The following is a 10,506-nucleotide window of genomic DNA, read 5'->3' on the forward strand; positions in this document are numbered from 1 at the left end:
GACGGCCCGTCAGGGGGCGGGCGTCAGCGGCGGGGAACCGTCCGCGGCGCTGCTCAGCCCGTCCCGCGGGCCTGGGCGGGGCACCGTCGCGCCGGACACGACGACCCGGGAGGCGCCCGGCCCCGTGTCCCGCAGCTCGGCGGAGGCGCGGCTGAGCACCAGGACCCCGCGAGCCGCGACCACCGCGCCGGCCAGGGCCAGCCCCAGCCCCGGTGCACCGCCCCGGAACCCCTCACCGAGCAGGGCGATCCCGATCGCCGACGCGGCCACCGGGTTGGCGAGGGTGAGCAGCGCGAGGGGCGCACCCAGCCCGTGGCGGTAAGCGGTCTGGGCGAGCAGCAAACCGGCCGCGGCGAAGCCGGCGACCAGCAGGGCCACCACGGCCACCCGGGTGCTCAGCAGTCCGGCCGCCGTCGCGGTGGCGGCGACGGCCACCGTCTGGGTGAGCGCCGACGCGACCCCGGAGGCGATGCCGGACGCAGTCGCGTGCCGCAGCCCCGGCCGGGCACCGGGCCGAGCCAGCAGCCCCAGCAGCAGGACGGAGACCCCGGCGACGCCGAGCGCCTCGCCCAGCGACAGGGCGTCCCGGGGCGCCGGCCCCGACGCGGCGAACGTCAGGGCGCCGAGCCCGGCCAGGGTGAGGGCGATCCCCCGCCACTCCGGTCGGCCCACCCGTCGTCCGGCGAGCCGGGCGCCCAGGGGCACCGCCGCGACCAGGGTGAGGGCGCCGAGCGGCTGCACCAGGGTGAGCGGCCCGAACCGCAGGGCGGCGACGTGCAGCAGTGCGCCGCCCGCGTTGAGCGCCACGGCCCCCCACCACACCCGGGCGCCCATCAGTCCGCGGAGGTGGCGTGCGTCCCGGCTCCGGGCGGCGAGCCGCTCCTGGGTGACGGCGGCCGAGGCGTACGCGACGGCCGAGAGCAGGGAGAGGGCGACGGCGACGGCGGTGGCGTTCATCGCCCCACCCCCGGGCGGTGCAGGGGGCGCCGGCGGAGCGTCCGGTGCGGCTCCGGCGGGGATGCCCCGGTACGGGAGTCCATTCCCTGCCCCTTCGTGTGAGACCTGCTCGGGGGTGCGGCGGCGCACAGGTCGTGCAGACCATGCAGCCCGGGCACGGGCCGGCCGCGCGACACCCCATCGATACGTGAGTGTACCGATACGGGCCCGTATCGGTACACTCACGTATCGATGGGGTCGTCGGATCGTTACCACCACGGCAGCGGGACCGGCCCCGGGAGCGGCGCGACGCGCTCCACGCGCGGAGGGAGACGGAGCCACGATGACCACGGGCACCACAGGGGAACCAGCGCCGCGGGCAGCGGCTCCGGCCCGCCGCTCGAAGATCAGCCCCGAGCGGGAGCGGGAGTTCTTCGCCGTCGCGCTCGACCAGCTCCGGGAGTGCGGGTACGAGTCGCTGACCATGGAGGGCGTCGCCGCTCGTGCCCGGTGCGGCAAGTCCACGCTCTACCGCCAGTGGGGCACCAAACCCCGCTTCGTGGCCGCCGCCCTGCGCTCCGAACGCTGCCCCCGCTTCGCCGGCATCGACACGGGCAGCCTGGCCGGGGACCTCCGCGCCGCGGCTCGGGCGGCCGGCGCCGAGTCCTGCGACGACACCCGGCTGCTGCACGCCCTCGGCCACACCACGCTCCAGGACCAGGAGCTCCAGCAGGCACTGGGCGAGGCGCTGGTCGAACCGGAACTGGTGGCCCTCGACGCCATGCTCGCCCGGGCGGTGGACCGGGGCGAGATCCGTGCGGAGCACCCGGCCGCGGAGTACGTCGCGGCCCTGCTCTTCGGCGTCACCCGGGTCCGCCCCCAGTTGGAGGGCCGCTTCGCCGATCCGGAGTACCTGATCCGGCTGGTCGACGCCGTGATCCTGCCCGCCTTCGGCCTCGACGGAGCGGTCACGGCCGACCGCTCCCCGTGAGCGACGGGCCGCCGGGGACGGATGACCTACGGCGGCCCGTCAGCGCCGCACCGTGGGGACGGGGGCGGCGCGCACCCCGGGCCGGACGGGTCCCCTCCACACGGGACCCGTCCGGCTCCCGGTCCGACGATCAGGCCGGCCGACCGTTGCCCGACCCCTTGGGAGCCTTCTTGATGCCCTTGGTGATGTCGTCCATCACGGACAGCGCGGGCGCCTTGTCGTTCACGTCGAAACCGAACCGCACCACGACGAACTGACCCTTGTCCCGGGGCGAGGGGAAGGCCAGCGTCTGCACGTAGCCGTCGTCGCCCTTCTCGGTGATCACTTTCCAGCGGACCAGGTACCCCTTGCCGCCCGCGATGGTGGCCGACCGGGCGGCCACCTCGGTGTGCGAGGTGATCCCGCCGTACGAACTCTTCCCGTACGCCTCCTCGGCCGCCTCCTTGATGTCCGCCTTCGCGATCGCCTCGGCCGAGGACTGGTTCCGCTTGAACGCCTTCGCCGGACCGGAGTTCGCACCGGCCCGCGCGCACATGTTCTTGGCGTCGCCCGGGCACTTGTAGGGCCCGGTGGTCACCTGCGCCCCGATGGGCGAGGACTGGCCGGTCCACCCCTTGGGGACCGGCAGGCTGATGCCGCTCGCCAGGTCGGTGGCGTACCCCTTTTCCAAGGGCGGCGCCCCCTGCTCCGGCACCCCCGGTCCGCTCGGGCCGCCGCCGTCCCGGCCGCCCGGCCCACCGGACCCGTCCGGCGTGCTGGGCACGGCGTCCTCGGGCCCCCCGCCGGGGGGCTGCGCACCCTCCGGGGACTGCGTGCCCTCCGGGGCGGCGGACGAGGCGGTGGGGGCCGGCGCTGTGCGGTCGTCGCCCCCGTCGTCGTCCAGCGTCAGCGCGTACACTCCCCCCGCGAGGCCGCCGAGCACGGCGAGCGCGACCGCGATGCCTATCGCCGTGCGTATCGCCTTGCGCCGCTTCGAGGTCGGGGGCGCCACGGGCCAGGACGGCGCCGTCGGGGGACCCCACGCACCCGCTGCGCCGAGCACCCGGGTCTGTTCCGTCCACGCGGTGCCGTCCCACCATCGTTCGGTCGGCGGCCCGTCACTTGTCTGCCCGGGGTCGGGGTACCAGCCGGGCGGCGTCATCTGGGTCATGACGTAACAGTAGGAGCCGCTCCTGAGATCCGGATGAGAGGGGGCAGATCGGTAGCAGGGCTGTGACCAGCGGCGCAGCGTTCCGGCCAACCCCGAGCACCGTGGCCCCACGCACCTCGGTGAACGACTCGTGACCCCCCGTGCGCAGAACGCCCGTTCGCCCTGCTCGGGGTGGTGCCGTCACTCGACGTGGGGCAACCTGCCCGTCCGTCGGCGCGTTCGGGTCCCGGCCGGCTAATCTCGTTGGTTTGTACGCCGGTTGGGTGATCTGGGAGGATGCGGGATGACGCAGGGACGGCCGGACGCGGCCGGCGCGAGAAAGCTGTGGGAACGTGACCGCGAACTCGACGCCGCCCGGGAAGCCATCGCCGACCTGTGTCGGGACCGGCCCGCGACCGTGCCCGGCAGCCCCGCACCACCCGGCCGCCTGCTCGTCTTCACGGGTGAGCCCGGCATCGGCAAGACCGCACTGCTCGACGCGATCCGTCGGACCGCGCAGGACGCCGGGTGCGTCGTCTGGTCGGCACGCAGCGGCGAGACGCTCACCTCCGTACCCTTCCACGTCGTCCGGCAGTTGATCCAGCCCGCCCTGATCACCCTCACCCCCGACGAGGCGCGGGGACACCTCGACGAGTGGTACGGCATCGCCGGTCCCGCCCTCGGCATCGCCGAACCGAGCGAAGCGCTGGTCGACCCGCAGGCCGTCTTCGACGGACTCGTGCACGTCGTCGGCAACCTCGCGAAGGAGCACTTCCCGCTGGTCCTGCTGATCGACGACGCCCAGTGGGCCGACCCCGAGACCCTGCGCTGGTTGGCCGGCCTCGCCGAACACCTCGACGAGGCGCGGGTCCTGGCCGTCGTCGCCCACCGCACCCTCGACCCCGCTCACCAGGCCGAGCCGTACCTGCGCCGGATCGGCGAAGCCGCCCAACTCGGCAGCGTCCTGCACCGTTTCACTCCCGATGCGGCGGCCCAGCTCACCCGGGCCACCCTCGGCGCCCACGCCGACGACCCGTTCTGCCGTCAGGTGTGGGCCGTCACCGGCGGCAACCCGTACGACACCGTCGAACTGCTGGCCAAGGTCGAGGACCGCGCCATGCAGCCGACCGAGTCCTCGGCCGACGCCCTGCGCGGCCTCAACAAGGCGGCGCGGGACGGCGGCCTCATCTCCCGACTGGACGCACTCGGCTCCGAGACCGCCCACTTCGCCCGGGCCGCCGCCGTCCTCGGCACCGACATCCCGCTGCCCGTCGTCGCCCGACTCGCCCGGGTCTCCGAGGACGTGGCCCGCGGACGGGTCGCGGAACTCCGGGCGGCCCGCATCCTCGCCGCGCCCGAAGCGGTCGCCGCCACCGGGTCCGACGGGCTGGAGTTCGTGCACCCGCTGATCGCCAGCGCCGTCTACCAATCGATCACACCGGCCACCCGCACCACGATGCACGGATTGGCCGCGGAGGTGGTCCTGGACACCGGCGGGTCACCGACCGCCGTGGCCCGCCACCTCCTGGAGGTCCACCCGGACGACGACCCCGAGCTCGTGGAGCAGCTGCGGGCCGCGGCGCGGGAGAGCCTCGCCGTCGGGGCGCCCGAGGCCGCCGTCCGCTGTCTGGAACGTGCCCTGAGGGAGCCGCCGCCGCCCGAGTTCCAGGGACACGTGCTCTACGAACTCGGCTGCGCCACGCTGTTGACCGCGCCCGCCAGGACCGTCGCCCATCTGCGCGAAGCCCTCGCCGTGCCCGGCTTCTCGGGTGACGACCGGGTCGACGCGGTCTGTCGGCTCGCCCAGGCCCTCGTCCACAACGACGAGTTGAAGGAAGCCGTCCGCGTGATCGACCAGGAAGCCGGCCATCTGGAGCCCGGACCCCAGCGACTGCGCCTCCAGGCGTTGCGGTACATGTGGGAGGGCATCCACGCCGAGAAGGTGAACTCGTCCACCCGTTCCGACAGCCTCGCCGCGCTCGTCGCACCCCTCACCGGCTGCGACAACACGGAACGCGCCCTCCTGATCATCCGGGCCTTCGACGCCATGACCCGCGGTGAGAGCGCCGAGGCCGTCGTCGAACTGTGCGACCGGTCCCTGGTCAACGGTGTCCTACCGGCCGGTCTCGGCTGGACCGACACCGAGTGGGGTTTCGAACTCCTGATGATGCTGGGTAGTTCGTACCTGTTCACCGACCGGCTCGACCGTGCGGAGAGCCTCTTCAGCGAAGCACTGCGCGTCTACCAGTCCCGGGGTTGGAGCGGTGGCCACCTGGCGCTCGCCCACGCCTTCGTCGGTTTCGTCCTGCGTCGCCGCGGGAGGCTGGCCGACGCCGAGGGACTGTTGCGCGAGGGCCTGCGGTTGGCCGACCGGGTGGGCTCCGGGCTGCCGATGCACTGGGACGCGGCCTGCATGCTGATCGACACCCTGGTCGCCCGCGGCCACCTCGACCAGGCCATGGAGGTCGTGGAGCGGTACGGCATCACCCCGCCGTACCCGTCCACGATCATCATGCCGGACGCCCATTCGGTCCGCGGCCGGCTGCTGATCGAGGCGGGACGGGTGACGGAGGGCGTCCGGGCGCTGGAGGCGGCCGAGGAGTCCGCCGCCGTCGGCGGGCGGCACAACACGGTGATGGCGCCCTGGGCCGCGGACCTGGCCCGCGCCCTGGTGCGCAAGGACCCGGCACGGGCGGCCGAACTGGCCGCCGTGGCCCGGGTCCAGGCCGAACGCCTCGGCACCGACACGGCCATGGGGGAGGCGCTGCGGTGCGCCGCCGCCCTGGAGACCGGGCAGCGGTCCGTGACGCTCTACGCCCAGGCGGTGGCCTATCTGGAGGCGTCCCCCTGCGCCTACGAACACGCCGTCGCCCGGATCGACTACGGCATCGCGGCCCGCTCCGCCGCCGAAGTGAACCGGGGCCTCACGCTCGCCCGTTCCTGTGGCGCCGAAGGTCTGGTGACCCGTGGGGAAGCGGCGCTCGCCGCCTGGCGCAAACGCGACTGACGGCACCGCTCCACCGTCTCACGGCCCCACCGTCTCAGCGGGCCACCAGCACCACCCAGACAGGCCCGGCCGCGAAGTCGAGCGGCTTGCCGTCGCGGGTGGTGAAGGTGGTTCCGTCCGAGGCCGACGGTCGCTTCCACTCGCCCTCATGGACGCGCCCGTCCCGCAGCACCTCGGCGGGACCGGAGCCCACGGTGACCGTGAACGGCGAGTTGTTGCCCATGAAGTCCTGGAACTGCGAATCGCGGATCTCGACCCGTTGGACGACGACGGTCGCCGCCGTCACCGGGGTGCCGTTCGGTTCCGTGCTCCGGCGGCCGTCCATCGAGACGAGCCACCGGCCCTCGTCGGCCGACCAGGTGAAGGTGAACCGGGCCGACGGGAAACTGACGGTCCGCTCGCCGACCGGCTCGCCGCCGTCCGGTGCCGGGCCCGTGCGGAACCCGGTCTGTGCCAGGGCCGCCGCCCCGGCGGGCCCGTCCACCACCTTCGCGGGGTGCAGCAACAGGTTGTGCGGCGCGGACCGGCCGGGCTCCCGGGTGTACGCCCCGGCCGGTGCCCCGTCGGGCGGTACCGGACGCAGCGGCGCCGCGTCGATCAGCGGGAGCAGCTTGGACTGCGCACCGGAGAAGGCGAGTACGGGGTCCTTGAACTGCGCCAGCAGCTCCAGGTCGGACTCGCGGGCGCTGCGCACCGGGCCCACGGTGTCGGGCAACCGGGTCGCGTACAGGGCCAGCAGCCGGCTCAACCCCGCCTCGACCTGTTCCGCGTACACGACGTCGGCCGCGGCGAGGCCGGTCTGCGGACGGGCCGCGGCCACGTTGTCGACCTTCACGGCCAGCACCGGCCCCACTGCGGGGGCCGTCTCCGACTCCTGCGGCGACGGGCCCCCGCCGGAGCAGGACGTGCCGAGCACACCCAGCACCAGCGCGGCGACGGTGACGCTGACCGCGCGCCGGGGCCGCCCGGCTGTGCGGGTCCGACTGATCGGTTCCTTCATCTGGCACCCCCGGTGACGGCCGTGATCTCCACCGTACGACCAACCGGGCCGTCCGTCCGCGCGAACGCCCGCGACCCTGTCCGGGGCGCGCTCAGTGGCCGAGGATCTGCCCGAGGTCATAGCGCACCGGCTCCTCCAACTGGTCGAACGTGCAGCTTGCCGGCGTCCGGTCCGGGCGCCACCGCCGAAAGCGTGCGGTGTGCCGGAACCGCGCCCCGTTCTCCATGTGGTCGTACGCCACTTCACAGACCCGCTCGGGCCGTAGCGGAACCCACGACAGGTCCTTCTTCCCCGACCAGCGACTCGGCGCCCCCGGCAGTCGCGCCGAGGCGTGCGCGGACTCCTGTGCCCAGGCCGCCCACGGGTGGTCCGCGGCCGACTCCATCCGCAGCGGCTCCAGTTCGGTCACCAGTTCGGCCCGGCGCTTCATGGGGAACGCCGCGCACACCCCCACGTGCTGGAGGGTGCCCCGTGCGTCGTGGAGGCCGAGCAGCAGTGATCCGACGATCGGCCCCGACTTGTGGAAGCGGTAGCCCGCCACCACCACGTCGGCGGTCCGCTCGTGCTTGACCTTGAACATCACCCGCTCGTTCGGCCGGTACCGCAGGTCGAGCGGCTTGGCGACGATGCCGTCCAGGCCCGCGCCCTCGTAGCTCCGGAACCAGACGCGCGCCACCTCGGGGTCGGTCGTCGCGGGTGCCAGGTGCACCGGTGCGAGGGCCCCGGCCAGTGCCCGGGAGAGCAGGGCGCGCCGATCCGTCAGCGGGGTCTCCAACAGACCGTCGTCGCCGAGGGCGAGCAGGTCGAAGGCGACGAAGGAGGCCGGGGTGCGCTCCGCGAGCAGCCGGACCCGGGAGTCGGCCGGGTGGATGCGCTCGGTCAGCGCGTCGAAGTCGAGCCGTCCCTCCCGGGCGATCACGATCTCTCCGTCCACCACGCACCGGGCCGGTAGCCGGGCGGACAGTGCCCCGACCAGTTCGGGGAAGTAGCGGGTCAGGGGTCTGCCGGTGCGGCTGCCGATCTCCAACTCCGGGCCGTCGCGGAAGACAATGGCCCGGAAGCCGTCCCACTTGGCCTCGTACTGCATGCCGGGCGGGATGTCCTTCACGGACTTGGCGAGCATCGGCTTCACGGGTGGCATCACCGGCAGATCCATAGGGTGATTGTCTGGTATGTGCGGATTTTCGGCCCGATCTGGGGTGAGTGTGTGTCCGGTGCGGGCGCCGCGCGGGAGTGCTCCCGCGGGTGCAGGGGGTCGATGAGTGGCATGTGGCGCCACCCGGCGCCATCTGGTGCCACTCTGTGGCGCCTTGGCGTCAGGTTGCCATTCGCTGACGTGAGCTGCATGAATGCGACGATCGGGGGGTCTGGGATGCCAGTTCGTGCCGTCGGTTGCGCCGTCGGGCTTGCCGGTGGCGCCAAAGTGGTGCCACTATTGCGTCATGGACCTCACGCCGTACGTCGAAACACTCCGCAGGGAACTCGCGGTGGCCGCCGAGGCCGGAGGCGGAGAAGCCCGCGAGCTCGCCGAGCGGCTGACCGCCCCGCTGGAGTCGGCCACCCGCTTGACCCTGCTCAACGTGCTGTCCGCGGCCATGGACGAGATCACCCGTGAACTCGCCCCCGGCTCGGTCGACGTACGGCTGCGGGGTCTCGACCCCGACTTCGTGGTGGTGCTGCCGCAGCGCGAGGACCGGACCGAAACGCTCGACGCGACGGCGTCCGCACCCGCCCCGGCTCCGGCTCCGGTCCCCACCGATCCGGACGAGGGTGGCACCGCCCGCGTCAATCTGCGCCTGCCCGCCCATCTCAAGACCCGCGCCGAGGAGGCCGCGAGCCGCGAGGGCCTGTCGGTCAACGCCTGGCTCGTGCGCGTCGTGTCGGCCGCCGTCGACACGGGTGCCGCCGGCCCCCGTACCCCCGGAAAGACCAGGACCGTCGGTCAGAGCTTCACCGGCTGGGTGCGCTAGCCGGCCCTTCGCAACGACTCCACCCACACCCCGTTCACCAGCGGGGACGCCGAGAACATCCCACAGGACCCCAGAGGACGGGACAGCCATGCCTTCTTTCGACACGCCCGAGCCGGTCGCGGTCAAGGCCCATGTGTACTCCGGTTCCATCCAGTTCACCGCTGGCGACCGGCTCGACACGGTCGTCGAGGTGCAGCCCCGGGACCGGGGGAAGGACCAGGACGTGCGCTCGGCCGACCAGGCCGAGGTCACCCACGTGGGTGGCGTCCTGACCATCCGGACGCCCAAGCCGCGCAACCCCCTCGCCCGTCCCGGCACCGTCGACGTGACGGTCGAACTGCCCGCGGGCTCACACGTCGACGTCAGCGGCGCCTGGACCCAGGTGCTCGGCGAGGGGCGGCTCGGTGAAGTGCAGGTGAGGACCTCCTCCGGGGACGTCCGCCTCGACACGACCGGGCCGCTCCGGCTGACCGCCTCCCACGGCTCGATCACCGTGGACCGGATCGAGGGAACGGCCGAGATCAGCACCAGCTCCGGCAGTCTGCGCGTCGGCAGCGTCGACGGCTCGGCCGTCCTGAAGAACTCGCACGGCTCCACGACCATCGGCGTCGCGACCGGCGGCCTGCGGGTGCGCGGGGTCAACGGCGACATCGACATCGAACGGGCCGAGAGCTCCGTCACCGCCACCACCGCCCACGGCACCCTGCGCATCGCTGAAATCGCAGACGGAACCGTCCAGTTGGAGACCTCCTACGGTTCCATCGAGGTCGGCATCCGGGAGGGCACCGCCGCCTGGCTCGACGTCAGCTCCAGCTCCGGACAGGTGCGCAACGGGCTCACCGCCTCCGATGCCCCGAAGGAGGTCGAGGGCACCGTCAAGGTCCGCGCCCGGACCCGCCACGGCAACATCGACATCCGCCGCGCCCGCGTCTGAGCGGGGTCCGCCTTCCACTTCGCTCCAGTCCCCTCCAGTCCGTTCCTGCCCCTGATCGGGAGAGCCCCATGGCTTCATCTGTCATGCCCATGCCCAATGACTCCGATGGTCGGACACCGCCCGCCGCCGTCTCCGCCGTCGGCCTGCGCAAGTCCTTCGGTGACAAGGTCGTCCTCGACGGGATCGACCTGCACATCCCCGCGGGCACCGTCTTCTCCCTGCTCGGCCCGAACGGTGCGGGCAAGACCACCGTCGTGAAGATCCTCTCCACCCTCGTCTCCGCCGGCCCGGGCACGGGCGCCGTGCGGGTCGGCGGCCACGACCCGGTCAGCGCACCGCAGGGGGTGCGGTCGGTGATCGGTGTGACGGGGCAGTTCTCGGCGGTCGACGGTCTGATCACGGGTGAGGAGAACATGCTCCTCATGGCGGACCTGCATCGTCTGCCGCGTGCTCAGGGACGGCGTACCGCGGCCGAGTTGTTGGAGCGGTTCGATCTGGTGGAAGCGGCGCGCAAGCCCGCCGCGACCTACTCGGGCGGG

Annotated in this window: 9 protein-coding genes; 5 read left to right on the forward strand and 4 right to left on the reverse strand. The window is 73.3% G+C overall.

The window, feature by feature from the left end; translation table 11 throughout:
* Nucleotides 1–9: 9 nt before the first annotated feature.
* The gene (locus tag ACFV88_RS16250) at nucleotides 10–957 is read right to left on the reverse strand and encodes a hypothetical protein (RefSeq protein WP_385491196.1); all 948 of its coding nucleotides are present in this window, start codon (nucleotides 955–957) and stop codon (nucleotides 10–12) included.
* 322 nt (nucleotides 958–1,279) lie between these two features.
* On the opposite strand from ACFV88_RS16250, the gene ACFV88_RS16255 reads away from it, so the two are divergent.
* The gene (locus ACFV88_RS16255) at nucleotides 1,280–1,927 is read left to right on the forward strand and encodes a TetR/AcrR family transcriptional regulator (protein ID WP_385491199.1); all 648 of its coding nucleotides are present in this window, start codon (nucleotides 1,280–1,282) and stop codon (nucleotides 1,925–1,927) included.
* 130 nt (nucleotides 1,928–2,057) lie between these two features.
* Here the strand turns inward: ACFV88_RS16255 and ACFV88_RS16260 are convergent, their stop codons facing one another.
* Entirely contained in the window at nucleotides 2,058–3,077 is a 1,020-nt protein-coding gene (locus tag ACFV88_RS16260; RefSeq protein WP_385491202.1) for a DUF2510 domain-containing protein, read from the reverse strand.
* A gap of 283 nt (nucleotides 3,078–3,360) precedes the next feature.
* Between ACFV88_RS16260 and ACFV88_RS16265 the strand changes: the two genes are divergently transcribed.
* Nucleotides 3,361–6,063 (forward strand): ATP-binding protein, encoded by a 2,703-nt coding sequence (locus tag ACFV88_RS16265; protein WP_385491205.1) that lies wholly within the window; start codon nucleotides 3,361–3,363, stop codon nucleotides 6,061–6,063.
* 34 nt (nucleotides 6,064–6,097) lie between these two features.
* Here the strand turns inward: ACFV88_RS16265 and ACFV88_RS16270 are convergent, their stop codons facing one another.
* Nucleotides 6,098–7,063: a DUF3048 domain-containing protein gene (locus tag ACFV88_RS16270; RefSeq protein WP_385491208.1), complete on the reverse strand. Its 966-nt coding sequence runs from the start codon at nucleotides 7,061–7,063 to the stop codon at nucleotides 6,098–6,100.
* 91 nt (nucleotides 7,064–7,154) lie between these two features.
* Complete coding sequence (locus ACFV88_RS16275) at nucleotides 7,155–8,219, reverse strand: ATP-dependent DNA ligase (RefSeq protein ID WP_385491211.1); 1,065 nt, start codon at nucleotides 8,217–8,219, stop codon at nucleotides 7,155–7,157.
* A gap of 286 nt (nucleotides 8,220–8,505) precedes the next feature.
* Here ACFV88_RS16275 and ACFV88_RS16280 point away from each other — a divergent pair, with 286 nt between their 5' ends.
* The 3 genes from ACFV88_RS16280 to ACFV88_RS16290 form a co-directional block, all read left to right on the forward strand.
* The gene (locus ACFV88_RS16280) at nucleotides 8,506–9,033 is read left to right on the forward strand and encodes a hypothetical protein (RefSeq protein ID WP_385491214.1); all 528 of its coding nucleotides are present in this window, start codon (nucleotides 8,506–8,508) and stop codon (nucleotides 9,031–9,033) included.
* Between the two features lie 88 nt (nucleotides 9,034–9,121).
* Nucleotides 9,122–9,967, forward strand: a complete 846-nt coding sequence (locus ACFV88_RS16285; RefSeq protein ID WP_385491216.1) for a DUF4097 domain-containing protein — start codon at nucleotides 9,122–9,124, stop codon at nucleotides 9,965–9,967.
* A 68-nt stretch (nucleotides 9,968–10,035) separates the two neighbouring features.
* Nucleotides 10,036–10,506 (forward strand): ATP-binding cassette domain-containing protein (locus ACFV88_RS16290; protein WP_385491219.1); only part of this gene is annotated, 471 nt, incomplete at its 3' end.

The organism is Streptomyces sp. NPDC059816 (assembly GCF_042732055.1).
Taxonomy (GTDB): Bacteria; Actinomycetota; Actinomycetes; order Streptomycetales; family Streptomycetaceae; genus Streptomyces.

Coding starts and splice junctions, on each gene's coding strand:
- ACFV88_RS16250 (WP_385491196.1), bottom strand. CDS start 957: ATGAACGCCACCGCCGTCGCCGTCGCCCTCTCCCTGCTCTCGGCCGTC.
- ACFV88_RS16255 (WP_385491199.1), top strand. CDS start 1,280: ATGACCACGGGCACCACAGGGGAACCAGCGCCGCGGGCAGCGGCTCCG.
- ACFV88_RS16260 (WP_385491202.1), bottom strand. CDS start 3,077: ATGACCCAGATGACGCCGCCCGGCTGGTACCCCGACCCCGGGCAGACA.
- ACFV88_RS16265 (WP_385491205.1), top strand. CDS start 3,361: ATGACGCAGGGACGGCCGGACGCGGCCGGCGCGAGAAAGCTGTGGGAA.
- ACFV88_RS16270 (WP_385491208.1), bottom strand. CDS start 7,063: ATGAAGGAACCGATCAGTCGGACCCGCACAGCCGGGCGGCCCCGGCGC.
- ACFV88_RS16275 (WP_385491211.1), bottom strand. CDS start 8,219: ATGGATCTGCCGGTGATGCCACCCGTGAAGCCGATGCTCGCCAAGTCC.
- ACFV88_RS16280 (WP_385491214.1), top strand. CDS start 8,506: ATGGACCTCACGCCGTACGTCGAAACACTCCGCAGGGAACTCGCGGTG.
- ACFV88_RS16285 (WP_385491216.1), top strand. CDS start 9,122: ATGCCTTCTTTCGACACGCCCGAGCCGGTCGCGGTCAAGGCCCATGTG.